Below are 25601 nucleotides of genomic sequence, written 5' to 3' on the forward strand. Positions count from 1 at the left end.
CATCCGCGGCGCCCGAAAACGGAAAGGCCCGCACATGGCGGGCCTTTCCGGATGCAGCGGGTGACGCAGGATCAGAACGCGAAGGTCACGCCGGCCACCGGGCCCTTGAACTCCTGCTTCAGGCCGATGGTGCCGTCGCGGCCGGAGCGGTCGACGTCCAGCTTGAACCAGTCGTAGCCGGCGAAGATGCCGAAGTTCTTGGTGAAGCGGTACTCGGCGATCGCGTTGGCGCGGGTCAGGTCGCCGTCGTAGTCGCCGAAGTCGCCCCAGCTGGTGTTCATGTACTGGCCCTGCACGTTGAACAGCCAGTGCTCGCTCGGCTGCGCGGTGAAACGCAGGCCGACCACCGGCGCGTAGCCATCTTCCTTCTCGTCGGCGAAGGTGCCGGTGTACAGGTCGCCCAGGTCGGCATAGGCGTTGGCTTCGACCCTGGCCCACTCGGCGCCGACCTGCAGGCCCACGCTGAACTCGGGGGTGTCGACCACCGAATAGTCGTACACCAGGCTCGCCACCTGGTACTTGAGCTCGCCCTTGACGAAGCTGCCGGCCGGCACGGTGAAGTCGCCGTAGCTGACCGTCTCGCCCAGTTCCTCGCGGCGGTCCTTGTCGTACTTGAAGTAGTCGAAGATCAGGCGCTGGCGGGTGCTGAGGCGGAACACGCCGTCCACGCGCGGCTCCCATTCCTTGCCGCCGAAGTCGAAGTCCTGCGAACCGGACAGCTCCTCGCCGTTGATCGAGGTGTCGCCGCGCAGGGTGTTGTCGTTGTCGATGTTCATCGCGCCGAGGCGGATGGTGAACCGGTCGTCGGTGTCTTCGGCATGGGCGGGGAGGGCGTATGCGGCGGCGAGCGCGCATGGCAAGGCCAGGGCAAGCAGGTGTTTCATGGGGGCAGGGCTCCGTCTTTTGGTAATGAATGCGCCAATGGCTAGTGCCACTGCGTGGGCAAACTATCCTTAAGACCGTGTCCACCATCCGTGAAGGTATGGACCAAGACGGGGCGGTCTCCATCACAGAACCGGAGCGCAAAAAGAAGAGCCCCGGTCACCCGGGGCTCCATAGGCCTGCGCTGCAGATCGACGAGGATGGGGCGCAGTCCCTGCAGATCGGACCGGATGCGCGGCGTAAAGTTCCCACGCAGATCCTTGTTGCGATGCATCAATTCAGGCCGCGGAGCGGGTCCGCGACGTGCTATCGTGGATGGCTTGGCGCGATTTAAGGGACGGCCGCAACCTTTGGCGGTTGTCTCGCAAATTGTCCCATTGCTATAATTCCGCGGCTCGACGGACGCGAAGACGTCCTCAATCCACCACACAACTGCAGGATTTTCTGTGCTGAACTCCGTTGATGCGGGTCGGCGGCTGATGCTGCGCGCAGCGATTTACCCGCTGGTGGCGGTGGCCGTGGTTTCCCTGGCGTTCCTGCTGCTGGGGCCGAAGTACGCCATGGGCGCCGCCGCAACCGGGCTGGCGACAGTGGCGGGGGGATGGCTGGCGGCACGCACCGCGTTGAGCGGCGGCGTGCAGGCGGCAGGTGCGGCGATGGCGCGGTTGATCGTGGCCATGGTGCTGAAGTGGGTGTTGGTGTTCGCGGTACTGGCGCTGGGCTTTGCCTGGTGGCGGCTGCCTCCTCTGGCCCTGTTGGCGGGTATCGCCACCGGGCTGATGTTCCAGGTTCTGGCTCTGGCCAGACGTTGATCGAAATCAGATAAAGGCTCAGGACTCATGGCGGGCGAGGAAGCAACCCCTACCTCCTACATCCAGCACCACCTGCAGAACCTCACCTTCCAGGTGCAGGAAGGCGGGTTCTGGCAGGTGCACGTCGACACGCTGGTGATGTCGGTGCTGTCCGGCCTGCTGATGGTGTTCGGCTTCTGGCTGGCCACGCGCAAGGCCACCGCCGGCGTGCCGGGCAAGTGGCAGGCGTTCGTGGAGATCCTGCTGGAGTTCGTCGACCGCCAGGCCAAGGACACCTACCACGGCACCAGCAAGCTGGTGACCCCGATCGCGATCACCCTGTTCTTCTGGATCCTGATGATGAACCTCATCAAGATGATCCCGGCGGACTTCATCGCCATGCCGCTGGCCCTGGTCGGCGTGCACTACTGGAAGCCGGTGCCCACCGCCGACGTCAATGCCACCCTGGGCATGTCGATCAGCGTGTTCTTCCTGATGATCTTCTTCTCGCTGCGCTCCAAGGGCGTGGGCGGGATGACCAAGGAATTCCTCACCGCCCCGTTCGGCAAGTGGATGCTGCCGTTCAACCTGATCCTCAATATCGTCGAGTGGCTGAGCAAGCCGATCTCCCTGGCGATGCGACTGTTCGGCAACATGTTCGGCGGCGAGATCGTGTTCCTGCTGATCTGGGTGCTGGGCGGTGCCGGCATCGTCGGCGCGTTGGCCGGCGGCGCGTTCGGCTTCGGCTGGATGCTGTTCCACCTGCTGGTGATCCCGCTGCAGGCTTTCATCTTCATGATGCTGTCCATCGTGTATCTGAGCCTGGCGGAAGACAGCCACTGACGTTCCTGCTTCACGCGTTTTTGCAACCCTTCGTTCGATTCACCATCCTCAAGCAACTTTGTTCCTGGAGAAAACCATGTACTTCGCCGTCCTGACCAACCTCGCCCAAGTCCAGAGCTCCACCGTCCTCGCCGTCGGCATCATGATCGGCCTGGCCGCGCTGGGCGCCGGCCTCGGTCTGGCCATCATGGCCGGCAAGTTCCTGGAGTCGGCCGCGCGCCAGCCGGAACTGATCCCGGTGCTGCAGGTGCGCATGTTCATCACCGCCGGCCTGATCGACGCCGCGTTCATCATCTCGGTCGCCGTGGGCCTGCTGTTCGCGTTCGCCAACCCGATGATCGGCGAGTTCGTGTCGCGCCTGCCGCAGGGCGGCTGATCCAGTTGCACCGGCGGACGGCCGCAGCAATGCGGCCGCCGCTGCGGATGAAGGTTCGGACGCGTTCGCCGCAGGGCGGCGCGTCCACCCCGTCACCTTTGGCTGAGCGTACCCAATGAATATCGGTCTCACCCTCTTTGCCCAGGCGCTGGCGTTTGCCGGTCTGATCTGGATCGTCGCGACCAAGATCTGGCCGCCGCTGATGCAGGCCATCGAAGAGCGCCAACAGAAGATCGCCGAAGGCCTCGCCGCCGCCGATCGCAGTCAGAAGGATCTGGCGCAGGCGCAGGAAAAGGTCAACGAAGCGTTGAAGGACGCGCGTACCAAGGCCAACGAGATCATCGACCAGGCCCACGCGCGCGCCAACCAGATCGTCGAAGCGGCCAAGAACGAGGCGATCGCCGAGGCCAACCGGCAGAAGGATCTGGCCCAGGCCGAGATCGACGCCGCGGCCAACCGTGCGCGCGAGGACCTGCGTCGCCAGGTGTCGCTGCTGGCGGTGAGCGGCGCCGAGAAGCTGCTGCGCCGCGAAATCGATGCCAACGCCCACAAGGCGCTGCTCGACGAGCTGGCGGCGGAGATCTGAGATGAGCCAGGCCCTCACACTGGCGCGTCCGTACGCCCGCGCCGCGTTCGCCGCGGCCAGCGATGCCGGCAAGCTCGCGCCGTGGTCGCAGGCCTTGGCGTTCTCCGCCCAGGTCGCGGCCGACCCGCGCGTGGCCGCGCTGCTGCACAACCCGCAGCTGCAACGCGAACAGGCGGTGGCGCTGCTGGCGCCGCAGGTGGCCGACGAGCAGTACGCGCGCTTCCTGAGCCTGCTGGCCGAAGGGCAGCGGCTGCCGCTGCTGCCGGAGATCGCCGGGCTGTACGATCAGCTGCGCGCCGAGGCCGAATGCGTGGTCAAGGCCAACGTCACCTCGGCCACCCAGCTGAGCGACGCGGAAGTGGCCTCGCTGAAGGTGGCACTGAAGCAGCGCTTCGGCCGCGAGGTCGAGATCACCACGGCGGTGGACGCTTCGCTGATCGGCGGCGCGGTGATCGACGCCGGCGACGTGGTCATCGACGGTTCGCTGAAAGGCAAGCTGTCGCGCCTGCAATCCGCACTGGCCCACTAAGAAGCGGGAATGGCGAATAGAGAGTAGAGAGCCCGGCCCGGCGGCGACGCCACCTGCGATTCCCGATTCCCCATTCCCGATTCTCAAAGAAGCTAACCAAACGTCGCCATCCGCCTTCGCGCGGTGGACGATCCGAAGGAAACCAAGATGGCAACCACGCTCAACCCCTCCGAAATCAGCGAACTGATCAAGAACCGCATCGAGCAGGTCAAGCTGACCGCGGAGTCGCGCAACGAAGGCACGGTCACCAGCGTGTCCGACGGCATCGTGCGCATCTTCGGCCTGGCCGACGTGATGCAGGGCGAGATGATCGAACTGCCGAACGAGACCTACGCCCTGGCGCTGAACCTGGAGCGCGATTCGGTCGGCGCCGTGGTGCTCGGCGACTACGAGAACCTGCGCGAAGGCGACGTCGCCAAGACCACCGGCCGCATCCTGGAAGTGCCGGTGGGCAAGGAGCTGCTCGGCCGCGTGGTCAATGCGCTGGGCGAGCCGATCGACGGCAAGGGCCCGCTGGGCACTTCGCAGACCGCGCCGGTGGAGCGCGTGGCGCCGGGCGTGATCTGGCGCAAGTCGGTCGACCAGCCGGTGCAGACCGGCTACAAGTCGGTCGACGCGATGATCCCGATCGGCCGCGGCCAGCGCGAGCTGGTCATCGGCGACCGCCAGACCGGCAAGACCGCGCTGGCGATCGATGCGGTGATCAACCAGAAGACCACCGGCATCAAATGCGTGTACGTGGCGATCGGGCAGAAGGCCTCGACCGTCGCCAACATCGTGCGCAAGCTGGAAGAGAACGGCGCGCTGGCGCACACCATCGTGGTTGCCGCGACCGCCTCCGAGTCGGCCGCGATGCAGTACATCAGCGCCTACGCCGGCTGCACCATGGGCGAGTACTTCATGGACCGCGGCGAAGACGCGCTGATCGTGTACGACGATCTGTCCAAGCAGGCGGTGGCCTACCGCCAGATCTCGCTGCTGCTCAAGCGCCCGCCGGGCCGCGAAGCCTATCCGGGCGACGTGTTCTACCTGCACAGCCGCCTGCTGGAGCGCGCCGCGCGCGTGTCCGAGGACTACGTGGAGAAGTTCACCAACGGCGAAGTGAAGGGCAAGACCGGTTCGCTGACCGCGCTGCCGATCATCGAAACGCAGGCCGGCGACGTGTCCGCGTTCGTGCCGACCAACGTGATCTCGATCACCGACGGCCAGATCTTCCTGGAAACCGATCTGTTCAACGCCGGCATCCGCCCGGCGGTGAACGCCGGTATCTCGGTGTCGCGCGTCGGCGGCGCCGCGCAGACCAAGATCATCAAGAAGCTGTCCGGCGGCATCCGTATCTCGCTGGCGCAGTACCGCGAGCTGGCGGCGTTCGCGCAGTTCGCCTCGGACCTGGACGAAGCCACCCGCAAGCAGCTTGAGCGCGGCCAGCGCGTCACCGAGCTGATGAAGCAGAAGCAGTACCTGCCGATGTCCATCGCCAACCAGGCGCTGTCGATCTACGCGGTCAACGAAGGCTTCCTGGACGACGTGCCGGTCAACAAGATCGGCGCGTTCGAAGAAGGCCTGCATGCGCATTTCGCCAACACCGCCGGCGAGCTGATCGCCAAGGTCAACGACAGCGGCGACTGGAACGGCGAGATCGAAGCGGCGTTCAAGAAGGGCATCGGCGAGTACAAGACCACGGGTAGCTGGTAAGTCAGCAGCCCGGGATTGGGGATTAGGCATTAGGGATTCGCAGGAGCGGGATATGGGTGGCTTCGGCCAATCCCGAATCCCGAATCACGAATCCCACGAGCGGAGCGAGTAATGGCAGGCGGACGCGAAATCAAAACCAAGATCAAGAGCGTGCAGAACACCCGCAAGGTGACGCGCGCGCTCGAGATGGTCTCGGCCTCCAAGATCCGCAAGGCGCAGGATCGGATGAAGACCTCGCGCCCGTACGCGCAGGCGATGAAGCAGGTGATCGGCCATCTGGCGCAGGCCAGCACCGATTACACGCATCCGTTCCTGGTGCAGCGCGACACGGTCAAGCGCGTCGGCTACATCGTGATCTCCTCCGATCGCGGCCTGGCTGGCGGCCTCAACAACAACCTGTTCCGCAAGATGCTGGGCGAAGTGCGCCAGTGGCAGGACAAGGGCGCGGGCATCGACGTGGTCACCGTCGGCCAGAAGGCCTCGGTGTTCTTCCGCCGGCTCAAGGTCGAGATGGTCGGCAGCGTCAGCCACCTCGGCGACGTGCCGCAGCTGGAGCAGCTGATCGGCGTGATCAAGGTGATGCTGGATGCGTTCACCGAGGGCAAGGTCGACCGCGTCTACCTGGTCTACAACCGCTTCGTGAACACGATGACGCAGAAGGCCAGCTTCGATCAGCTGCTACCGCTGCCGGCGGCGGAGAACCAGGTCGCGCACCATGACTGGGACTACCTGTACGAACCCGATGCCGCGACCGTGCTCGAGCACGTGATGACGCGCTACATCGAGTCGCTGGTGTACCAGGCGGTGCTGGAGAACGTGGCCTCCGAGCATGCCGCGCGCATGGTCGCGATGAAGGCCGCCAGCGACAACGCCAACAAGCTGATCAGCACCTTGCAGCTGATCTACAACAAGGCGCGGCAGGCGGCGATCACCCAGGAAATTTCCGAGATCGTGGGCGGCGCGGCCGCTGTGTGAGGTTCGTCGGACTCGCCGTTGCGCACGGCGCTTCCGTTGTTGGAGCAACACGTTTCGCGCATCGGTCGCCACCTAAACTACCAAGGAAATGGAATGAACAAGGTTTTGCTCTCGCTCGCGCTGTGTGCAACCCTGGCTGCATGTAAGAAGGAAGAGGCCGCCCCCGCCGCTGACACCGCGACTCCGGCTCCGGCTCCGGCTGCCGAGACCGCCGCTCCGGCTACCCCGGCAACCGATGCCGCTGCTGCCGCCCCGGTCGCCGCCGGTCTTCCGAAAGAATGCGAAGACTATCTGGCCCGTGCGAAGGCGTGCTTCGCCAAGTCCGGCGGCAACGGCGCCGCTGCCGCGTTCCAGCAGGCGATCGACCAGTCCAAGGCACAGTGGGACTCGATGGCCGACAAGAGCGGTCTGCCGGCGGCGTGCAAGCAGGCCAGCGACCAGTTCACGCAAACCGCTACGATGCTCAAGTGCGAGTGATGCGGTAAATCGGATTCCCGGCCGGTAGCCTGGCCGGGAATCTCTCCCGGATGTTGCGGAAAGCCACCCGGTTTTCCAGAACACCCGAAAAACTTCGATAAGCGAGTAGTCACATGAACGCCATCAACACCCAGGGCAAGATCGTTCAGATCATCGGCGCGGTCGTCGACGTCGAATTCGCGCGCGCCGATGTGCCGAAGATCTACGACGCGCTGAAGGTCGAAAACACAGCGATTACGCTGGAAGTGCAGCAGCAGCTGGGCGATGGCATCGTGCGCACCATCGCGCTCGGTTCCACCGACGGCCTCAAGCGCAACCTGGTGGCGACCAACACCGGCCGCGCGATCTCGGTGCCGGTCGGCCCGGGCACGCTGGGCCGGATCATGGACGTGCTGGGCCGCCCGATCGACGAGGCCGGCGACGTGCAGGCTACCGACCATTGGGAAATCCACCGCGCCGCGCCGAGCTACGAAGACCAGTCCTCGGCCACCGAGCTGCTGGAAACCGGCATCAAGGTCATCGACCTGATGTGCCCGTTCGCCAAGGGCGGCAAGGTCGGCCTGTTCGGCGGCGCCGGCGTCGGCAAGACCGTCAACATGATGGAGCTGATCAACAACATCGCCAAGGCGCACGCGGGTCTGTCCGTGTTCGCCGGCGTGGGCGAGCGTACCCGCGAGGGCAACGACTTCTACCACGAGATGAAGGACTCCAACGTCCTGGACAAGGTCGCGATGGTGTACGGCCAGATGAACGAGCCGCCGGGCAACCGTCTGCGCGTGGCGCTGACCGGCCTGACCATGGCCGAGTACTTCCGCGACGAGAAGGACGAGAACGGCAAGGGCAAGGACGTGCTGCTGTTCGTCGATAACATCTACCGCTACACCCTGGCCGGTACCGAAGTGTCGGCGCTGCTGGGCCGCATGCCGTCGGCGGTGGGCTACCAGCCGACCCTGGCCGAGGAAATGGGCGTGCTGCAGGAGCGCATCACCTCGACCAAGACCGGCTCGATCACCTCGATCCAGGCCGTGTACGTGCCCGCGGACGATTACACCGACCCGTCGCCGGCGACCACCTTCGCCCACCTCGACTCGACCGTCGCGCTGTCGCGCAGCATCGCCTCGCTGGGTATCTACCCGGCGGTGGATCCGCTGGATTCGACCTCGCGCATGATGGATCCGAACGTGATCGGCCACGAGCACTACGACACCGCCCGCCGCGTGCAGATGACCCTGCAGAAGTACAAGGAACTGAAGGACATCATCGCGATCCTGGGCATGGACGAGCTGTCCGAAGAGGACAAGCAGTCGGTGTCGCGCGCGCGCAAGATCGAGCGCTTCTTCAGCCAGCCGTTCCACGTGGCCGAAGTGTTCACCGGCTCGCCGGGCAAGTACGTGTCGCTGAAGGACACCATCCGCGGCTTCAAGGGCATCGTCGAAGGCGAGTACGACCACCTGCCGGAGCAGGCGTTCTACATGGTCGGCAGCATCGAAGAAGCGGTCGAGAAGGCCAAGAAGATGGCCGAGAAGGCGTAACAGCCGGGATTCGGCATTCGGGATTAGGGATACGCAAAGGCGGGCATCGCGGTTGGTGGATTCGAATGGAGAGGGAAAGCGGTGCGACCGCCCTGACCAATCCCGAATCCCCCATCCCCAATCCCGTCTCGCGCCAGCGAGGTAACCATGAGCACCATCCGTTGCGACATCGTCAGCGCCGAGCACGAGATCTACCACGGTGAAGCGACCCTGGTGGTCGCCACCGGCGAGTTGGGCGAGCTGGGCATCGCGCCCAAGCACGCGCCGCTGATCACCCGGCTCAAGCCCGGCAAGGTGGTGGTCACCACCGCCAGCGGCGAGCAGCTGGATTTCGCCATTTCCGGCGGCATCCTCGAGGTGCAGCCGCAGGTGGTGACCATCCTGGCCGACACCGCGATCCGCGCGCAGGACATCGACGAGGCGTCGGTGCGCAAGGCCAAGGAAGACGCCGAGCGCATGCTGGCCAACCGTGGCGAAGGCATCGATGTGGCCGAGGCGCAGGCCAAGCTGGCGGAAGTCACCGCGCAGCTGCAGGCGCTGGAGCGCCTGCGCAAGAACCTCAAGCACTGAGCGACAGCGCACGCGCCGCCTGGCGGCCGCACGCGAACGCGACGAAGACGCCGGCTGCTGCCGGCGTTTTTCGTTTGTGCGGCGCACCGATTCATGTCGTGCATCGCCATCGCGCAGCCCGCAAGCGCTGTGCATCTGCCGCATGCGCCAAGCCTGCGCCGTCGTGTTCGTGGCCTGATCATCTTCATGATGCTGGAGCAACACCCCTGGCGCCGGTGCAATGGCGGTCGACGCCATACAGCCAGCCCTACATCGCCCGCACCGAGTCGGGCGCGATGGATTGATTCGTAGCTGGCGTCCTGGCCGATTGACCGGCCGAAAGGTAATGCCGCGGCGGCGTCGCATCGACGCGTGCAGCGCCGACTTTATCGCCGCTGACTCGACTGCACGCTCGCATCACAATCGCGGCGCCGTGCAACGAAACTGTCCCATCGTCTTGGGCAAGATGGCCGCCAGTCTGCGGATCCTCCCCCACGCAGACGCCTTCTGGAGAGCCACGATGACCGCTTCCGTTCCCGCCGTCCTCGCCCGCGCGCTGACCGCGCTACTGGCCGGCGCCGCCCTGATGGGCTGCGCGATGCCCGCGCGCAGCGCCACACCGCTCGAGCCGCTGCTCGACCGGATCGTCGAGCGCAACGCGATCGGCGACCAGGTCGCGCTGAGCAAGTGGGACAGCGGCAAGCCGGTGCTGGACGCCGCGCGCGAGGCCGCGGTGCTGGCCAGCGTGCGCGCGCAGGCGCAAGCGCACGGCGTGGACGCGGACGACGCGGCGCGCTTCTTCGGCATGCAGATCGAATCCAACAAGCTGGTGCAATACCAGTTGCTGGCGCGGTGGCGGCTGCGCGGCCGTGCGCCCGACCAGCCGCGCCCGGACCTGGCGGCGCTGCGCGCGCGCCTGGACCAGCTGCAGGGCGAGATGCTGGACGCCCTGCAGGCCAGTGCCGCGGCGCGGCAGGCGCCGGATTGCCCGGCCGCGACCGCGCGCGCGGCCGAGGCCCATGCGTTGCGCTGGCAGCTGGACCAGGTCCACCGCACCGCGCTGGTGCGCAGCCTGGGCGATTTCTGCCGCTGAGCGGGGCGAGCCGCATCCGATTGCATGCAACTGCGGTCTGCGCCGCTGAGCGCCCGCAGGTTGCGCCGTTCGCAGCCGGGTTCCTCCTGTAGGAGCGGCTTCAGCCGCGACGGGCTTTACCGGTAGGGCCTGTCGCGGCTGAAGCCGCTCCTACAGGGATCCCGGCAGGCCGAGGCCAGCGCCCAGCGGAGCTAGCGGTACACCAGATGCCGCCCGATGAAGAACGACAGCACCGCCAGCAGGCCTTCGACCACCGGTTTGGCCAGCCAGGCCAGGCGCAGGCCCAGCGCATCCACGCACAGCGACACCAGCCAGGTGCTGAGCAGGGTCAGCGCGATCCACATCGCCAGGAAACGGCCGAAGCGCTGCCAGCCCAGGCGCGCGCCGTCGCCGCTGGCGAAGGTGATGCGGCCGTTGAGCCAGAAGCCGATCACGGCGCCGCACACGCGACCGAGCACGTTGGCCGGGACCGTCGGCATGCCGGCGGCGGTCGCCGCGACGAACACGCTCCAGTCGATCAGCAGTTGCAGCAATCCGATCAGCACGAATTGACTGCTCTGGCGCAGCAGACTCATGGAAGCCCTGGGTTGGAATCAAGCGCGCATGCTAGCGTCTGCCGCGCGGATGTAAATGCCGCGGCGTCGCGATCGCGCGCGGTTGCGGCACGCATCCGCGGCTGCCTCTAAAATCCTCCTTTACCCGGAACGGAACCTCCCCATGAGCCTGCCCCTGCACGTCGTGATCCTTGCCGCCGGTGCGGGCAAGCGGATGAAGTCCGCCAAGGCCAAGGTGCTGCAACCGATCGCCGGCCGGCCGATGCTGGCCCACGTGATCGAGACCGCCCGCCACCTGCAGCCGGCGGCGATCCACATCGTCTACGGCCACGGCGGCGATGCGGTGCGCGCCGCCTTCGCCGACCAGCCGGACCTGCTGTGGGCCGAGCAGGCGCAGCAGCTGGGCACCGGGCATGCGGTGCAGCAGGCGATGGCCGCGGTGCCCGATGCGGCCACCGTGCTGGTGCTGTACGGCGACGTGCCGCTGATCCGCGCCGATACCCTGTTGCGCCTGCTGCACTCGCCGGGGCGGCTGGCGGTGCTGGTGGCCGAGCCCGAGGATCCCAGCGGCTACGGGCGCATCGTGCGCGACGCGGCAGGCAAGGTCGCCGCGATCGTCGAGCACAAGGATGCCGACGACGAGCAGCGCCACATCCGCGCCATCAACACCGGCATCGTCACCGCCGAATCCACCGCGCTCAAGCGCTGGCTGGCACAGCTGCGCAGCGACAACGCGCAGGGCGAGTACTACCTCACCGACGTGTTCGCCGCCGCCGCCGCCGAATTCACCCCGGCGGAGATGGTGCTGGTGGCCGACCCGACCGAGGCCGAAGGCGCCAACGACCCGTGGCAGCTGGCGCAGCTGGAACGCGCCTGGCAGCTGCGCGCCGCGCGCGCGCTGTGCGCGCAGGGCGCGCACGTGCTCGACCCCAACCGCCTGGACCAGCGCGGCCGCGTGCGCGTGGGCCGCGACGTGTGCATCGACGTGAACGTGGTGCTGGAGGGCGAGGTGGAACTGGGCGACGGGGTCAGCATCGGCCCGTTCGTGCGGCTGAAGGACGTGGTGCTGGGGCCGGGCACCGAAGTGCGCGCGCACTGCGACCTGGAGGGCGTGATCACCGAGGGCGCGGTGCAGATCGGCCCGTTCGCGCGGCTGCGGCCCGGCACCGTGCTGGCCGACGGCGTGCACATCGGCAACTTCGTCGAGACCAAGAAGGTGGTGCTCGGCGTCGGCAGCAAGGCCAACCATCTGAGCTATCTCGGCGATGCGACGATCGGCAGCGGGGTCAACGTCGGCGCCGGCGTGATCACCTGCAACTACGACGGCGTGAACAAGTGGCAGACCACCATCGGCGACGACGTCTTCGTCGGCTCCAACAGCGCGCTGGTCGCGCCGCTGGCGATCGGCAGCGGCGCGACCATCGGCGCCGGTTCGGTGATCACCCGCGATGCGCCGCCCGGCCAACTCACCGTGGCGCGGGTACGCCAGAGCACGCACGAAGACTGGAAGCGGCCGAAGAAGAAATAGCCGGCCGCGCAGCGTGACCGGCTTCGCAATCGCAGCGGCGGCGCCGCGCTAAGGTGGCGCAGCCGGCAACACACGGTGCCGGCGTCGCGACGACCCTGGGAGGTGTTCGATGCAGGCACGATGCGCGCGGTGGTGGATGCTGGCGCTGTTGCTGATCACGGCGGGTGCCGTGCAGGCGCAGACCTTTCGTTTGTACCTGGCGCCGGACGGCGACGACACCGCGGACGGGACCAGCGCGGCGACCGCGCTGCAGACCCTGGTTACGGCGCAGCAGCGGCTGCAGGCGAAGTCGCCGCAGACGGAAGTGGAGATCGTGGTCGCGCCCGGCACCTATGTCGGCCAGTCGGTCCGCTGGACGTTCCGCAACGGCGCGCCGTTGCGCATCGTCGCCGCGGCCGATGCGGCGACGATGCCGCGCTTCGACGGCGCTGGCGGCGGCACCTGGTTCACCCTGCGCGGCGGCGGCAACCAGCGCACCCAGCTGCAGTTCGTCGGCCTGGAGGTCAGCGACTACTGGATGGCGATGGACCTGGGCAGCAGCAACGCGGCGGCCGACGGCAACAGCGGCAACGAGATCCGTGGCATGCGCTTCACCCGCATCGGCGGCATCCACGGCCAGGGCAGTCCGGCGTACTCGTATGCGGCGATCCGGCTGCAGAACTCCCGCGACAACCTGATCGTCGGCAACCAGTTCAACGCGATCGAGAACAGCAAGGAAACCTCCGGCTACATCCATGCGCTGTACCTGGCGCGGCATTCGACAGGCAATGTGGTGAAGGACAACACCTTCACCGACGTCAACGGCGACGTGGTGCGCACCCGCGATGCGTCCGACGCCGCCGAGGTGCGCGGCAACCGCTTCGTGCGCGCCGGCAAGTACGCCGCGTTCTCCGACTGGTTCGACCTGGACCAGGGCGAATGCCCGTCGCAGGGCGGACGCTTCATCGACAATACGGTCGGCGCCGGTTACTACGGCGCGATTCCCGCCACCGCCACCACCGGCGCCGACGACGCCTGCGGCGCGCTCAGCACGCCGCGCATCGCCGAGAGCGGCACGATTCGCGAGTGAGATGAGCAGCGCGGGCCTTCGTGTATGTGCTGGACGCTTGCGGACAGACTGTGGGAGCGACTTCAGTCGCGACGGGCTCTACCGGAAAGCCTGTCGCGACTGAAGTCGCCCCCACAGGGACACCATCGAGTGACGTCGCCTGCATCGAATGCGCTTGCTCGATGCCAGCGGCAGCTGCACCACCGGCGCCGACGACGCCTGCGGCGCGCTCAGCACGCCGCGTATCGCCGAGAGCGGCACCGTGCACGAGTGAGCGCGCCGCAGAGAGTGCGCACCACCCTGTAGGAGCGGCTTCAGCCGCGACAGGCACTCCGGTTAGTGCCTGTCGCGGCTGAAGCCGCTCCTACAGACGAGCGCGAGACGTTAGCTACCAGACGCCAGCGGCAACTGCACCGCTACGCACAGTCCGCCTTCGTCGCGGTTCTGCAGCGACAGGCGGCCGCCGTGCGCTTCGATGATCTCGCGGGTCAGCGCCAGGCCCAGGCCGGTGCCGTTGCGCTTGGTCGAATAGAACGGCATCAGCGCGTTCTGCAGCACCGCCTCGTTCATGCCGCTGCCGCGGTCCAGCACCTCGATGCGCAGCCACTCGGGCCGGGTGGAGACGCGGATACGCACGCTGTCGGCCGGCGCCAGGCCTTCGGGGCTGGATTCGTGCGCGTTCTTGACCAGGTTGAGCAAGGCCTGCTGCAGCTGCGCCGGATCGACCCGGCTGTGCAGGTCGGGCGCCTCCAGCTCCAGCGCGAACGGAATCTGCTGCTGCAATCCGCCGAGGAACTGCGCCCAGTGCACGGTCTGCAACTGCGGTTGCGGCAGCTTGGCGAAGCGCGCGTAGCCGCGGATGAAGCCTTCCAGGTGCCGCGCGCGTTCCTCGATGGTGCCGAAGACTTCCTCCAGCCGCTCCACCTTCTGCCGCCGCACCAGTTCGGCGCCCGAATGCGCCAGCGAGGCGATCGGTGCCAGCGAATTGTTCAATTCGTGGCTGATGACCCGGATCACCTTCTTCCAGGTATGCACTTCCTGGCGGCGCAGTTCGGCGGTGAGCAGGCGGATCAGCAGCAGTTCGTGCGGGCGGCCGTTGAGGCGGAAGCGGCGCCGCGACAGATGGTAGACCTGCTCCTCTTCCGGATCCTCGTCGTCATCGATGGTGAACAGGCTGTCGCCGCCGCGCGCCACGGCCTCGCGCAGCGCCGGCGGCATGCCCAGCAGCAGGTCGTCCAGGCGCTGGCCTTCCAGTTTCCAGCCGCCGTGCAGCAGCTTGCGCGCGGCCAGGTTGGAGAACACCACGCGGCGCAGGCCGTCGCCGCCGTTGGAGGTCAGCAGCATCGCCACCGGCGTGTTCTGCACCATGGTGTCGAGCATCAGTTCGCGTTGCGCCAGGCCCTGGCGTTGTTCGCGCAGGATCTCGCCCAGCTGCCGGTGCGCGGCGACCATCTCGCCCAATTCGTCGTCGCCGCGCCAGTGCACGCCGAAGTTGTATTCGCCGTCGCGGTAGCTGCTGACGGTGCCGGCCAGGGCGCGGAACAGCGAGCGCATCGGCGCGGTGGCGCGGCGCAGCGTCCACCACATCAGCGCCAGCAGCAGCAGCGCCGAGAACGTCACCACTTCCCAGCCACGGTCCATCCAGTACGCCAGCAGCCACGGCGTCGCCGCGGCCAGCGCCAGCACCGGCAGCAGGCGCAGGAACAGGGCGGCGGTGAAGGAGCGGCGCAGTTTCATTCGCGCGGGATTCCGTAGCGGTCCATGCGCCGGTACAGCGCCTGCCGGCTCATGCCCAGTTCGTTCGCGGCTTGGGCGATGACGCCGTTGGCGCGGCCCAGCACCGCGACGATGCGTTCGCGGTCCGGTTCGGCGCCGGCGGCGGGGCGCTGCGGGGCCGGCTTGGGCAGGTTGAGATCGGCGGCGTCGATCTGGCGGCCGCCGGCCAGCAGCTCGGCACGCTGGATCACGTTGCGCAGCTCGCGCACGTTGCCCGGCCAGGCATGCCGCTGCAGCGCCTGCGCCGCGCCGGCCGACAGCGGCTTGGCGCCGGACAGGAAGTGCTCGGCCAGTGGCAGGATGTCGCCGGGGCGGTCGGCCAGCGCCGGCAGCGACAGCTCCACCGCGTTGAGCCGGTAGTACAGATCCTCGCGGAACGCACCGTCGCGGATCATCGTGGTGAGGTCGGCGTTGGTGGCGCTGATCACCCGCACCTTGACCTGGCGTTCGCGGTTGGAGCCCAGCCGTTCGAAGCGCCCGGTCTCCAGCACGCGCAGCAGTTTCATCTGCCCGGCCAGCGACAGGTTGCCGATCTCGTCCAGGAACAGGGTGCCGCCATCGGCGGCTTCGAACTTGCCTTCGCGGACCTTGTTGGCGCCGGTGTAGGCGCCGGCTTCGGCGCCGAACAGTTCGGCCTCGATCAGCTCGGCCGGAATCGCGCCGCAGTTCAGCGCCACGAACGGGCCCTGCCGCATCGGCGAATTGGCCTGGATGATCTCTGCGATCTTCTCCTTGCCGCTGCCGTTGGGGCCGGTGATCAGCACCGGCAGTTCCGAGCGCGCGACCTGGCAGGCCAGGGCGATGGCGCGCTCGCTGGCCGGGTCGGCGAACACCGCGCCGCGCAGTTCGTAGCGCTGCGCCAGCTGCTGGCGATGGCGGCGTTCGCCGTCGCGGCGCCGTTCCAGTTCGCGCCGCGCCTCGGACAGCTCCAGCAGGTTGTTGACCGTGGTCAGCAGCTTGCGGTCGTCCCAGGGCTTGGCCAGGTAGTCGGCGGCGCCGGCCTTGACCAGTTCCACCGCGCTGCTGAGCTGGGTCCAGGCGGTGAGCAGGATCACCGGCAGGTCCGGGTGGCGCGCGCGGATCGCATCGAACAGTGCCACGCCTTCCTCGCCCGAGGTGGTGTCCGCAGTGAAGTTCATGTCCTGCAGCACCAGGTCGATGTCGCCTTCGGACAGGCGCTGCAGTCCGGCATCCGGGCTGTCCGCGTGCACCGTGTCGATGTCGTGCAGGGAGAACAGCACCTCGAGCGCGGTGGCGACGGCGGGGTTGTCGTCGATGATCAGGATGCAGGGCATCGGGAGCCTTGTCGGATGGCCGGGGCGGAACCGGCGGATGCGGGACGAGGCGGCATCATCGCAGCCCCGGCGTGGCTTGTCGTGTACGCCATGGGCGGCAGGCAGCCGGCACGTGTGGTCGCGCGTAGTGCGGTGTCGTCACAGCGATCATGCGCATCACCGGTACGCGGCAGGCGACAGCCGCGCGGCGCGTTCGGCCGGGCCACGCATCGCCAGCCAGCCGCCACCGAGCAACAGCAGCGCGATGGCCAGCGGATACAGGGGCGGCGGCGACAGCGCAGGATACTCGAGCAGGATCCGCCGCAGCAGCGCGGCGACCACCATGCCCATGGCGATGCCCAGGCCGCACAGCAACAGGTTCTCGCAGCGCAGATGGCTACGGATCTGTGCCGCGCGCGCGCCGAGCGCGCGCCGCAGCGCGATCTGCCGGTAGCGCTGGCGCACCATCGCTTCGCTGATGGCGTAGACCGTCGCGAGCGTGCCGAACAGCCACAGCGCCGCACCCGCGGCCAACAGCATCAGCCGATGGCGATGCAGGCGCAGTCGCTGCAGGCGCAGCTCGCCGGCGCTGCTCAGTTCGTGCAGCCGCCCCGGCGCGATCCGCTCCGCGTCCGCCGCCAGTCGCGCGCGGACCCGTGCCGGATCGCCGGCCGCGACCCGCAACACGTACAGCGCGTTGCTGCGATCGTGCAGGCGCAACGGCAGGATGGCGCTGTCCTCGCCGCCCTCGCCAGGCGCGCGCAGCTGCTCGACGATGCCGATCACCCGCGCAGGCGGTTTGCCGCCCAGATGCACCATCTGTCCGAGCGCATCGCCATTCGGGAACAGCCGCGCCGCCAGCGGCCGGGTCAGGATCACCCGCTGCGCGAGGTTCAGCGCAGAGGGCGATGCGAGATCGTGATACTCGTCGCTGGTGAAGTCGCGGCCGCGCTGCAGGCGCAGGCCCAGCGCCGCCAGCAGTCCGGGATCGCCGAGGTAGGTGCTGGCCTGGAACTGCCCGCCGGCACCGTCGGCGCGTGGTCCCATCAGGGTGTCCCAGCGCTCGGGCCCGAACGGCAATTGGTTGATTGCCGCGACGTACAACACGCCGGGTACGGCGCGCAAGGCCGCCGCCTCGCGCTGCGCCGCCGCGGCGGATACCCGGCCGCCGAGTCGCAGCGTCAGCAGATGCGCGTCGTCGTCAATGCCGCTGGTCGCCTGCATGCGCGCATGCGCCTGGTTGGCCAGCGTGCCCAGGGCGAGCAGCACCGGGTAGCTGATCGCCATCTGCAGCACGATCAGCGTCGCCAGCAGCGTGTGCCGGCGCAGCGAGACCAGGAAGCGATCCATGGCCAGCGTCGTCCGTCATGCACTGCGCGTGGCGACCGCCGGCGGCACGCGGGTGGCGCGCCGCGCCGGGCCGAGCACCGCGAGCTGGCCGAGCAGCCACAGCGCCAGCGCGCCGACCGGCAGATACCACAGCGGCAGCCGTTCCAGTTCGTAGGCGCTCATCAGGTACAGGTTGGCGGCATAGGCGAGCAACATGCCCAGCACGATGCCGACGCTGGCGAGCAGGAAATTCTCCAACTGGAAGTAGCGCAGCACCTGGCCGCGCGTGGCGCCGAGCGCGCGGCGCACGCCGATCTGCTTGGTGCGCTGCTGCACCCAGAAACTGGCCAGGCCGACGATGCCCAGCGCGGTGATCAGCAGCAACATCACGCACACGCCGGCCAGCAGCCAGGCCATCGCGCGGTCGTTGCGGTAGTAGGTCGCGCGTGCCTGTTCCAGCGACACGCTGCTCTTGTCGCGGATCATGCGCCGCGGGCCGTGCGCCAGCAGCAGCTTGCGCGCCTGCTGTTGCACCGCCTCGCGCTGCGCCGGATCGTCCACGCGCAGCACGTAGGTGCCGCGGGTGTAGGGCATGTTCACCGGGAACAGCATGGTGCTTTCGTAATCGGTGGCCGAGCCGTAGTCGCGCGGCTGCACCAGGCGCTCGACCACGCCCACCACCCGCTGCTGGCCGTACACGTAGATCGATTTGCCGATCGCCGACTGCCCGGGGAACAGGCGCTGGGCCAGGGCTTGGCTCAGGATCACCGAGGGAACGACGGCATCGTCGTTGGGGTCCATCAAGCGCGCGTGGTCGAGGAATTCGTCGGCGTTGAAGCCGCGGCCGGCGACCAGCTTCAGCCCCAGCGTGTCCAGCAGCTGCGCGTCGCCGAAGTAGTTGGTGGCGCTCAGGGTGGCGCGTTGCTGGTCCGGGCCGAGCGAGATGCCGCTGGCGCCGATCGAGCTGCCGAACAACGGCTGGTTGATGACGCTGGCGTTGCGCACGCCGGGAATGCGCCGCAGCGCATCCAGGTCCTCGCGGGTGAGCGCGGCGGCATCGCCGCTGCCGAGCACGCTGCCGACCTTGACGTAGACCAGATGCGCTTCCGCCACGCCGGTCGGGCGCTGCATGTTGTGCAGGCGCGTGCCGATCAGGAACAGCGCATTGCATACCACGGCGCAGCTGAAGGCGATCTCCAGCACGATGAGCAGTGCGGCGATCTTGTGCTTGCGCAGGCTGGAGAGGATGGGGCGGATAGGCACGGGGGCGTTCCTGGCAGGAAGGGGGACGCGTAGCGCGTCACTGCGACTTGAGTTGCATGGCGGTCTGCACGCGCATGGCCTGCCATGCAGGCAATGCGCCGGCCAGCAGGCTGCTTCCCAACGTCAACGCCAGTGCGACGAACAGCATGCTGCCGTCCATGTGCGCCAGTGCGGCATAGTCGGCCGGTTGCCGGCGCACCAGCCACAGGCCGAGCCAGGCCAGCAGCAGGCCGGCCATGCCGCCCGCCGCGCCGATCATGCCGGCTTCCACCAGATGCTGGGCGAAGATCGCGCGGCGCGATGCGCCCAGGGCCCGGCGCACGCCGATCTCGCCGCCGTGGCGCAGGAACTTGGCCAGCATCAGGCCGACGGTGTTGAGCAGGCAGATGCCCAGGAACACCAGCGCCAGCCACAGTTGCAGGCGCACGTCGGCCGGTACCGCATGGTTGCGGTCCAGCCATGCCATCACGTCGCTCAGGCGCACGTCGGCGGGGTGGGTGAAGCGGCCGCCATCGTGTTGCTGGCGCGCGTAGCCGTCCAGGTAATCGCGGTAGGCGGCGCGCTTGCCGGCGTCGGCGAGTTCCACCCAGTACTGGATCCAGGCGCAGGGCGCGTTCTCGCTGTCGCGGCCATCGCCGCTGTTGCCCCAGCACTCCATGGTGCCGCTCATGCCCATCTTCAGGTCGCGCGAGGTCGAGAACGGGATGAAGATGTCCTCGCTGTCGCCGTATTCGGTGTTGGTCAGGTCGTAGAAGCGCGGGTTCATGCTCCAGTCGTCGGTCACGCCGACGATGCGCAGGACGTTGTCGCCGAGCTGCAGGTCGCGCCCGACGCTGTCCACCTCGCCGAATAGCCGCGCGTTGAGCTTGCGCGAGAGCACCGCCACCCGCGCGCGGCGCGTGTCGTCTTCGGCGTTCCAGGGATGGCCGTAGCGCATCGGCACGGCGAACATCGGGAAGAAGTCGGCCGAGGTGAAGCGCGCCTCGACATCGAGCGGCGTCTGCTCGGCCTTGACCGGGACCACGGTGACGCCGCCGGCGGACATCATCGCCTGGCGATCGCCGCGCTTGTCGCGCAACAGCGCCTCGGCGTCGCGGCGGGTCAGCTGCAGCGGCTCCTCGCCAGCCGGTTCGTACTTGTCGTCCGGATAGACGTTCATCTCCACGTAGAACAGCTGCGCGCTCTTGCCCGGGATCGGATCGGCGGCCAGCACGTGGAACACGGTCAGCGTGGTCATCGAGGCGCCGATGCCGACCGCGATGGCGAGCACCATCAACGCGGTCAGCAACCGGTTGCGACGAAAGCTGTGCAGCGCCAGTTTGCAGTAGTAGCCGAACATCGGGAGTCCTAAAAAAAAGGGCCGGCATGACGCCGGCCAAGGGGACACGTCAAGCGCTGCGCGTGGCGACAGCCGGAGGCACCGCCGCGGCGCGGCGCGCCGGCGCGAACACCGCGATCTGGCCGAGCAGCCACAGGGTCAGCGCGCCGAACGGCAGGTAGTACAGCGGCAGCCGCGGCAGTTCGTACTTGCCCATCAGCCACTGGTTGATCGCATATGCCAGCAGCATGCCGAGCACGATGCCAGTGCTGGCCAGCAGGAAGTTTTCGGTCTGGAAGTAGCGCAGGATCTGCCCGCGGGTGGCGCCGAGCGCGCGACGAATGCCGATCTGCTTGGTGCGCTGCTGCACCCAGAAACTGGCCAGGCCGACGATGCCCAGCGCGGTCACGATCAGCAACGCGATGCACACCGCGCCGAGCAGCCACACCATCGCGCGGTCGCCCTGGAAGTACTTGTCGCGGATCTCGGCATAGGTCTCCTGCTTGAGCACCAGCCGGCTGCTGTCCACCTTCATCAGCGCCGCGACCGCTGCGGCCAGCACTTCCTGGCGCCGCGCCGGATCGGCGACCCGCAGCACGTACAGGCCGTCGGTGTAGCTCAGGCGCAGCGGCAGCAGCATCGCGTAGTCGATGTCGCCCAGGCCGCTGGCGGCCGCGTTCGGACGCGCCAGCGTCTCGACGATGCCGACCACGCGCAGCGGCGTGGGCCCGGTGTAGATCGTCTTGCCCAGCGCGTTCTGCCCGGGGAACATCTTTTCCGCGGTGGCGCGGTTGAGGATGATCGCGGTGCCCTTGTCGCGCACGGTGCGGTTGCTCTGCGCGGCTTCCAGGTCGACGTACTCGTCGGGGGCGAAGTCGCGCCCGGCGGCCAGGCGCAGGCCCAGGGTCTTCAGGCTGCTTTCCTCGGCCATGTACTGCGCCGCATTGAGCGTGGGCCGCTCCTGGTCCGGGGTCAGCGACAGGCTGGTGTTCCAGGAATAGCGCACGAACGGCACCTGGTTGAGTACGGTCGCGCTGCGCACGCCCGGCACCGCGCGCAGCGCGGCCAGGTCCTCGCGGGTGCGCGCGGCGGCATTGACCTGCTGGCCGATGCCGCCCAGCGCGACCGTCACCAGTTCCGACTCGGCGATGCCGCTGGGCCGCTGCAGGGTCTCGATGCGGTTGCCGATCAGGAACAGCGCATTGCACACGATCGCGCAGGCCAGTGCGATCTCGAACACGATCAGCGCGGCGGCGGTCTTGTGCCGGCGCAAGGTGGAAAGGATGGGGCGGATGTCCATGGCGATAACCTTGTGAGGGACCTTCGTTGGCGGTCGGCCCGCCGCCGAGCGGCGGGCGTGAGGGTCAGGACGATTTGAGCTGCAGCGCCGGCGCGACCTGGATCGCGCGCCACGACGGCAGCAGGCCCGCCAGCAGGCTGGCGACCAGGGCCATGGCGAAGGTCAACGCCAGCATCTTCGGATCCAGGTGGGCGAGCTTGGCGTAGTCGGCCGGCTGCTGGCGCACCGCCCACAGGCCGAGCAGGGCAAGCCCCAGGCCGGCGATGCCGCCGGCCAGGCCGATGGTGCCGGCCTCCACCAGGCATTGGGCGAAGATCGCGCGGCGCGAGGCGCCGAGCGCGCGGCGGATGCCGATCTCGCCGCTGCGGCGCAGGAACTTGGCCAGCAGCAGGCCGACGGTGTTGAGCAGGCACACCAGCAGGAAGCCCATCGCCAGCCACAGCTGCAGGCGCACGTCGCTGGGCACCACCTTCACCACGTCCAGCCACTCCATCACGCTGCGCAGGCGCACGTTGTTCGGGCGCTGGAAGCGGCCGGCGGCGCGCTGCTGGCTGGAGTAGTTTTCCAGGTAGGCCTTGTAGTCGGCGGCCTGCGCCGGGTTCTCCAGTTCCACCCAGTACTGCACCCAGGTGCACGGCGCGTTAAGCGAAGTGTTGTCGCCCTCGCTGTCGCCGAAGCAGTTCATGCTGCCGTTGCGGTCCATCTTCAGGTCCATCGCGACCGAGAACGGCAGGTAGGCCTGCTCGTCGGAGCCGTAGGTATTGTTGATGTCGTAGAAGCGCGGATTGGCCTCCCAGGTGTCGAGCACGCCGACGATGCGGAACGTGTTCTGGTCCATGCGCAGCTCGCGGCCGACGCTGTCGGCGCCGTCGTACAGCTTTTCGTTGAGCTTCTTGGTAATGACCACCACGCGCTCGTGGCGCTCGTCTTCCACCCCGGTCCAGCCGCGGCCGTACAGGAACGGCGTGTCGAACATCGGGAAGAAGTCCGCCGAGGTGAAGCGCACTTCCGACTTGAACGGTTTCAGCCCGCTCTTGTGCGGTTCCACCGCCACCGATCCGCCGGTCATCAGCGCCTGCCGTTTGGCCCGTTTCTCGCGCAACAGCGCTTCGGAGTCGTAGCGCGTGTTCTGGAAATCAGGTTCCTCGCCGGGTTGGAAGCCGGCCTTCGGCAGCGCGTCTACCTGTACGTAGAAAAGCCGGTCGCTCTTGTGCGGGATCGGGTCGCCCGAGAGCACGTAGAACACGGTCAGCGTGGTCATGCTGGCGCCGATGCCCAGCGCGATGGCCAGCACCATCAGGGCGGTGAGGATCTTGTTGCGGCGGAAGCTGCGCAAGGCGAGGCGGAAGTAGTAGCCGAACATGGGTGGCTCCGGGCGGGCGCTGCGGGTGGCGACGATGGGTGGGATGGCGATGGCGCGCAGCGCCGGGCCGGGTAGGTTCGCTCAGCGCGCGACGTTGGGGATGGTGCCGATCGCCGCATGCGCCAGCACCGGTTCGCGCTGCAGGTCGGTGGCCTGGCCATCGACGATGTGCACGTTGCGCTGCGCGCGCGCGGCCAGTTCCGGGTCGTGGGTGACCATGACGATGGTCGAGCCCTGCGCGTTGATCTCTTCCAGCAGTTCCATCACCCCGCGCGCCATCTGCGAGTCCAGGTTGCCGGTCGGTTCGTCGGCCAGCAGCAGGCGCGGGCTGCCGGCCAGCGCACGCGCGATCGCCGCACGCTGCTGCTGGCCGCCGGACAGTTCGGACGGGTAGTGCTTCATCCGCGAGCCGAGCCCGACCCGGCCCAGCGCGTCCTCGATGCGCTGCTTGCGTTCGGCCGCGGCCATGCCGCGGTAGCGCAGCGGCACATCGACGTTGTCGAACAGGTTGAGGTCGGGGATCAGGTTGAAGCCCTGGAAGATGAAACCGATCTTCTGGTTGCGCATGCGCGAGCGCGCGTCGTCGTTGAGGTTGCTGACGTCCTGCCCATCGAGCACGTACTGGCCGCTGGTGAAGGTCTCCAGCAGCCCGGCGATGTTGAGGAAGGTGGTCTTGCCGGAGCCGGACGGCCCGGTGACGGCGACGAATTCGCCTTCGCGCACATGCAGGTCCAGCGAGCGCAACGCGTGCGTTTCGACCTGTTCGGTGCGGAAGACCTTGGAGACGGAGCGCATTTCGAGCATGAGGTGGTTCCTTCGCTAGGAGTGATGTTGTGGTGCCGGGACTGGGGACTGGGGACTGGGGACTCGGGACTCGGGACTCGAAAAGCTCACGCTTCGTTACCCGTCTCCCCGCCGAAATTCAGTTGTTCTGCATCTTGCGTTTGCTTTTCCGAGTCCCCGGTCCCGAGTCCCGAGTCCCGGCTTCAATGCACCGTCACCTGCGGCGCCTCGCCGAACAGGTCGCTGCCGGAGACGACGACGCGGTCGCCGGGCTGCAGGCCCGAACGCACCTCGACCTCGCCCAGGCTGGTGACGCCGAGCTCCACCGGGCGGCGGATCGCCGAGCTGCCGTCCATCACGTAGGCGTAGCGGCCGCCGGATTGTTCGACGAACGGGCCGCGCTCGAGCTTGAGCACGTTCTTGCGGGTATCCAGCAGCACCCGCGCGCTCATGCGCTGGCTCTGGCGCAGGCCGGGCGGCTGCTTGTCGGTGAAACGGATGCGCGCGTTGACCTCGCCGTTGACCACTTCCGGCGACACCGCCGAGATCGCGCCGGCGAACGGCTCGCCGGCGCCGCTGGTCAGCTGCGCCGGCATGCCGATCGCCAGGTCGCGGGCGAAGCTTTCCGGCACCTTGATCTCCAGTTCGAACTTGGACAGATCGACCACGCTCAGCACCGGCGCGTTGGCGGCGACGTTGGTGTGCTGGGACACCTGCACCTGGCCGACCTGGCCGTCGAACGGCGAGCGCAGCGTCAGCAGCTCCACCTGCCGCTTCACCTCGGTCACCACCGCGCGCTGGCGCTCGGCCAGCAGGCGCTTGTTGCGCGCGTCCAGGCCGGCGCCTTGGGTCTGCAGGCCGGAATCCTTCTGCGCATGGCTCATCGCGATGTCGGCCTTCTTCAGCGAATCCTGCGCCTTGGCCAGTTCCACCGCCGGCACCGCACCGCCGTCGTAGCCGCGCTGGTAGCGTTCCAGGTCGCGGCTGGCGGCCTGCCGCTCGATCTGCGCCTGGTCGACCAGCTTGCTGGCGTTGGCGCGCGCCAGCACCGCATCCAGGTCGGCGCGGCCGGCCTCGGCCTCCAGGCCGGCCAGCGTCGCCTCTTCCTGGGCGAGCTTGCTGCGCAGTTCGGGGCTGTCGATCTCGGCCAGCTCCTGGCCCTGCTTGACCACGTCGCCGGCGACCACCTTCAGGCTCACCGTGCCGCCGGAGATCGCGTACAGGGTCGGGCTGTTGGCGGCGATCAGGCGCCCGTCGGCGGAGATGTCGCGGACTAGGTCGCCGCGGCTGACCGTGGCGATGCGTACGCGTTGCGCATCGAACGAGCGGCTGCCGGCGATCCAGCCGCGCGCGGCGAAGGCGATGCCGAGCAGCACCGCCAGGCCGACCAGCGCGGGCCAGAACCAGCGGCGCCAGGCGGCGGCGGAGCGGGGGCGGGCGAGAACCTGGTCCTGGGCGGAAGTGTCGCGGATCATCGGGTCGGGTCGGCGCAGTGGAGATGAACCAATCCAAAGCATGCTGCGTGCCAATCGCAAGCATTTGAAAAATAATATTTTTTTGTGGGGCGGAAGGCTGTCCGGGTGTCCGCGGACGCGTTCGCGGACACCGTGTCCGGTGCGATCGAGCAGGCCGTGGCGCGATTAGAAGGCCAAGGCTGCTCAATAGGAACGCGCTTGGACAGGGCGTGGCCTGTTCCGGTCGCGCCGTGAGGTCCTGTGGGACATTCAGCGGACATCG

At 67.9% G+C, this 25601-nt stretch carries 24 protein-coding genes; 13 read left to right on the forward strand and 11 right to left on the reverse strand.

Translation table 11 applies throughout. The features are described 5' to 3' along the window. Window positions 1-71: 71 nt before the first annotated feature. Window positions 72-884, reverse strand: coding sequence for a hypothetical protein (locus J2Y70_RS09365; protein WP_309916366.1), 813 nt, complete (start codon window positions 882-884; stop codon window positions 72-74). Window positions 885-1328: 444 nt separating this feature from the next. Here J2Y70_RS09365 and J2Y70_RS09370 point away from each other — a divergent pair, with 444 nt between their 5' ends. From J2Y70_RS09370 to J2Y70_RS09420, 11 genes are all read left to right on the forward strand, one after another. Next, window positions 1329-1694 carry an ATP synthase subunit I gene (locus J2Y70_RS09370; RefSeq protein WP_179568774.1) on the forward strand — a complete coding sequence of 122 codons (366 nt, stop codon included), beginning with the start codon at window positions 1329-1331 and terminating at the stop codon, window positions 1692-1694. A 27-nt stretch (window positions 1695-1721) separates the two neighbouring features. Then, window positions 1722-2516 (forward strand): F0F1 ATP synthase subunit A, encoded by a 795-nt coding sequence (gene atpB, locus J2Y70_RS09375; protein ID WP_263397098.1) that lies wholly within the window; start codon window positions 1722-1724, stop codon window positions 2514-2516. A 76-nt stretch (window positions 2517-2592) separates the two neighbouring features. Beyond that, the gene (gene atpE / locus J2Y70_RS09380) at window positions 2593-2892 is read left to right on the forward strand and encodes a F0F1 ATP synthase subunit C (protein ID WP_046978353.1); all 300 of its coding nucleotides are present in this window, start codon (window positions 2593-2595) and stop codon (window positions 2890-2892) included. Between the two features lie 115 nt (window positions 2893-3007). Continuing rightward, complete coding sequence (locus J2Y70_RS09385) at window positions 3008-3478, forward strand: F0F1 ATP synthase subunit B (RefSeq protein WP_263397099.1); 471 nt, start codon at window positions 3008-3010, stop codon at window positions 3476-3478. 1 nt (window position 3479) lies between these two features. Beyond that, window positions 3480-4007, forward strand: coding sequence for a F0F1 ATP synthase subunit delta (locus J2Y70_RS09390; protein ID WP_179568768.1), 528 nt, complete (start codon window positions 3480-3482; stop codon window positions 4005-4007). 147 nt (window positions 4008-4154) lie between these two features. Continuing rightward, window positions 4155-5702 (forward strand): F0F1 ATP synthase subunit alpha, encoded by a 1548-nt coding sequence (gene atpA, locus J2Y70_RS09395; protein WP_309916373.1) that lies wholly within the window; start codon window positions 4155-4157, stop codon window positions 5700-5702. A 111-nt stretch (window positions 5703-5813) separates the two neighbouring features. Next, window positions 5814-6677, forward strand: a complete 864-nt coding sequence (gene atpG, locus J2Y70_RS09400; RefSeq protein WP_309916379.1) for a F0F1 ATP synthase subunit gamma — start codon at window positions 5814-5816, stop codon at window positions 6675-6677. A gap of 93 nt (window positions 6678-6770) precedes the next feature. Further along, complete coding sequence (locus J2Y70_RS09405) at window positions 6771-7154, forward strand: hypothetical protein (protein WP_309916382.1); 384 nt, start codon at window positions 6771-6773, stop codon at window positions 7152-7154. A gap of 113 nt (window positions 7155-7267) precedes the next feature. After that, the gene (gene atpD / locus J2Y70_RS09410; RefSeq protein ID WP_263397102.1) at window positions 7268-8686 is read left to right on the forward strand and encodes a F0F1 ATP synthase subunit beta; all 1419 of its coding nucleotides are present in this window, start codon (window positions 7268-7270) and stop codon (window positions 8684-8686) included. Window positions 8687-8833: 147 nt separating this feature from the next. Further along, complete coding sequence (locus J2Y70_RS09415; RefSeq protein ID WP_179568760.1) at window positions 8834-9256, forward strand: F0F1 ATP synthase subunit epsilon; 423 nt, start codon at window positions 8834-8836, stop codon at window positions 9254-9256. A 499-nt stretch (window positions 9257-9755) separates the two neighbouring features. Beyond that, complete coding sequence (locus tag J2Y70_RS09420; protein ID WP_309916387.1) at window positions 9756-10328, forward strand: chorismate mutase; 573 nt, start codon at window positions 9756-9758, stop codon at window positions 10326-10328. Between the two features lie 191 nt (window positions 10329-10519). On the opposite strand, the gene J2Y70_RS09425 is transcribed toward J2Y70_RS09420, so the two are convergent. After that, window positions 10520-10903 (reverse strand): GtrA family protein, encoded by a 384-nt coding sequence (locus tag J2Y70_RS09425; protein WP_309916390.1) that lies wholly within the window; start codon window positions 10901-10903, stop codon window positions 10520-10522. 142 nt (window positions 10904-11045) lie between these two features. Between J2Y70_RS09425 and glmU the strand changes: the two genes are divergently transcribed. Continuing rightward, window positions 11046-12410, forward strand: coding sequence for a bifunctional UDP-N-acetylglucosamine diphosphorylase/glucosamine-1-phosphate N-acetyltransferase GlmU (glmU, locus tag J2Y70_RS09430; protein ID WP_309916393.1), 1365 nt, complete (start codon window positions 11046-11048; stop codon window positions 12408-12410). Between the two features lie 109 nt (window positions 12411-12519). After that, window positions 12520-13479: a right-handed parallel beta-helix repeat-containing protein gene (locus tag J2Y70_RS09435; protein WP_309916396.1), complete on the forward strand. Its 960-nt coding sequence runs from the start codon at window positions 12520-12522 to the stop codon at window positions 13477-13479. A gap of 363 nt (window positions 13480-13842) precedes the next feature. Here the strand turns inward: J2Y70_RS09435 and J2Y70_RS09440 are convergent, their stop codons facing one another. The 9 genes from J2Y70_RS09440 to J2Y70_RS09485 form a co-directional block, all read right to left on the reverse strand. After that, complete coding sequence (locus tag J2Y70_RS09440; RefSeq protein WP_309916398.1) at window positions 13843-15195, reverse strand: HAMP domain-containing sensor histidine kinase; 1353 nt, start codon at window positions 15193-15195, stop codon at window positions 13843-13845. Further along, window positions 15192-16529, reverse strand: coding sequence for a sigma-54-dependent transcriptional regulator (locus J2Y70_RS09450; protein WP_369011084.1), 1338 nt, complete (start codon window positions 16527-16529; stop codon window positions 15192-15194). The genes J2Y70_RS09440 and J2Y70_RS09450 overlap by 4 nt, the downstream gene beginning before the upstream one ends. Before the next feature lie 156 nt (window positions 16530-16685). Further along, window positions 16686-17858, reverse strand: coding sequence for an ABC transporter permease (locus tag J2Y70_RS09455; protein WP_309916401.1), 1173 nt, complete (start codon window positions 17856-17858; stop codon window positions 16686-16688). A 15-nt stretch (window positions 17859-17873) separates the two neighbouring features. Then, entirely contained in the window at window positions 17874-19100 is a 1227-nt protein-coding gene (locus J2Y70_RS09460; RefSeq protein WP_309916403.1) for an ABC transporter permease, read from the reverse strand. Between the two features lie 37 nt (window positions 19101-19137). Beyond that, window positions 19138-20439 (reverse strand): ABC transporter permease, encoded by a 1302-nt coding sequence (locus J2Y70_RS09465; protein WP_309916406.1) that lies wholly within the window; start codon window positions 20437-20439, stop codon window positions 19138-19140. 49 nt (window positions 20440-20488) lie between these two features. Then, complete coding sequence (locus J2Y70_RS09470; RefSeq protein ID WP_309916409.1) at window positions 20489-21718, reverse strand: FtsX-like permease family protein; 1230 nt, start codon at window positions 21716-21718, stop codon at window positions 20489-20491. Between the two features lie 64 nt (window positions 21719-21782). Continuing rightward, on the reverse strand, window positions 21783-23081 hold the full coding sequence (locus J2Y70_RS09475; RefSeq protein WP_309916413.1) for an ABC transporter permease: 1299 nt from the start codon (window positions 23079-23081) through the stop codon (window positions 21783-21785). An 81-nt stretch (window positions 23082-23162) separates the two neighbouring features. Further along, window positions 23163-23885, reverse strand: coding sequence for an ABC transporter ATP-binding protein (locus J2Y70_RS09480; RefSeq protein WP_263397113.1), 723 nt, complete (start codon window positions 23883-23885; stop codon window positions 23163-23165). A 182-nt stretch (window positions 23886-24067) separates the two neighbouring features. Next, a complete protein-coding gene (locus J2Y70_RS09485) occupies window positions 24068-25339 on the reverse strand; it encodes an efflux RND transporter periplasmic adaptor subunit (protein ID WP_309916418.1) in 1272 nt (423 codons plus the stop codon). Window positions 25340-25601 lie beyond the last annotated feature (262 nt).

Source organism: Xanthomonas sp. 1678 (assembly GCF_031455575.1).
Taxonomy (GTDB): Bacteria; Pseudomonadota; Gammaproteobacteria; order Xanthomonadales; family Xanthomonadaceae; genus Xanthomonas_A.

What these genes read in the sequence shown, in the direction of transcription:
- J2Y70_RS09450 (WP_369011084.1), bottom strand. Translation starts at nt 16,529, where the DNA reads ATGCCCTGCATCCTGATCATCGACGACAACCCCGCCGTCGCCACCGCG.
- atpA (WP_309916373.1), top strand. Translation starts at nt 4,155, where the DNA reads ATGGCAACCACGCTCAACCCCTCCGAAATCAGCGAACTGATCAAGAAC.
- glmU (WP_309916393.1), top strand. Translation starts at nt 11,046, where the DNA reads ATGAGCCTGCCCCTGCACGTCGTGATCCTTGCCGCCGGTGCGGGCAAG.
- J2Y70_RS09475 (WP_309916413.1), bottom strand. Translation starts at nt 23,081, where the DNA reads ATGTTCGGCTACTACTTCCGCCTCGCCTTGCGCAGCTTCCGCCGCAAC.
- atpG (WP_309916379.1), top strand. Translation starts at nt 5,814, where the DNA reads ATGGCAGGCGGACGCGAAATCAAAACCAAGATCAAGAGCGTGCAGAAC.
- atpD (WP_263397102.1), top strand. Translation starts at nt 7,268, where the DNA reads ATGAACGCCATCAACACCCAGGGCAAGATCGTTCAGATCATCGGCGCG.
- J2Y70_RS09455 (WP_309916401.1), bottom strand. Translation starts at nt 17,858, where the DNA reads ATGGATCGCTTCCTGGTCTCGCTGCGCCGGCACACGCTGCTGGCGACG.
- J2Y70_RS09465 (WP_309916406.1), bottom strand. Translation starts at nt 20,439, where the DNA reads ATGTTCGGCTACTACTGCAAACTGGCGCTGCACAGCTTTCGTCGCAAC.
- atpB (WP_263397098.1), top strand. Translation starts at nt 1,722, where the DNA reads ATGGCGGGCGAGGAAGCAACCCCTACCTCCTACATCCAGCACCACCTG.
- J2Y70_RS09365 (WP_309916366.1), bottom strand. Translation starts at nt 884, where the DNA reads ATGAAACACCTGCTTGCCCTGGCCTTGCCATGCGCGCTCGCCGCCGCA.
- J2Y70_RS09485 (WP_309916418.1), bottom strand. Translation starts at nt 25,339, where the DNA reads ATGATCCGCGACACTTCCGCCCAGGACCAGGTTCTCGCCCGCCCCCGC.
- J2Y70_RS09420 (WP_309916387.1), top strand. Translation starts at nt 9,756, where the DNA reads ATGACCGCTTCCGTTCCCGCCGTCCTCGCCCGCGCGCTGACCGCGCTA.
- J2Y70_RS09480 (WP_263397113.1), bottom strand. Translation starts at nt 23,885, where the DNA reads ATGCTCGAAATGCGCTCCGTCTCCAAGGTCTTCCGCACCGAACAGGTC.
- atpE (WP_046978353.1), top strand. Translation starts at nt 2,593, where the DNA reads ATGTACTTCGCCGTCCTGACCAACCTCGCCCAAGTCCAGAGCTCCACC.
- J2Y70_RS09440 (WP_309916398.1), bottom strand. Translation starts at nt 15,195, where the DNA reads ATGAAACTGCGCCGCTCCTTCACCGCCGCCCTGTTCCTGCGCCTGCTG.
- J2Y70_RS09415 (WP_179568760.1), top strand. Translation starts at nt 8,834, where the DNA reads ATGAGCACCATCCGTTGCGACATCGTCAGCGCCGAGCACGAGATCTAC.
- J2Y70_RS09435 (WP_309916396.1), top strand. Translation starts at nt 12,520, where the DNA reads ATGCAGGCACGATGCGCGCGGTGGTGGATGCTGGCGCTGTTGCTGATC.
- J2Y70_RS09405 (WP_309916382.1), top strand. Translation starts at nt 6,771, where the DNA reads ATGAACAAGGTTTTGCTCTCGCTCGCGCTGTGTGCAACCCTGGCTGCA.
- J2Y70_RS09470 (WP_309916409.1), bottom strand. Translation starts at nt 21,718, where the DNA reads ATGGACATCCGCCCCATCCTTTCCACCTTGCGCCGGCACAAGACCGCC.
- J2Y70_RS09385 (WP_263397099.1), top strand. Translation starts at nt 3,008, where the DNA reads ATGAATATCGGTCTCACCCTCTTTGCCCAGGCGCTGGCGTTTGCCGGT.
- J2Y70_RS09425 (WP_309916390.1), bottom strand. Translation starts at nt 10,903, where the DNA reads ATGAGTCTGCTGCGCCAGAGCAGTCAATTCGTGCTGATCGGATTGCTG.
- J2Y70_RS09390 (WP_179568768.1), top strand. Translation starts at nt 3,480, where the DNA reads ATGAGCCAGGCCCTCACACTGGCGCGTCCGTACGCCCGCGCCGCGTTC.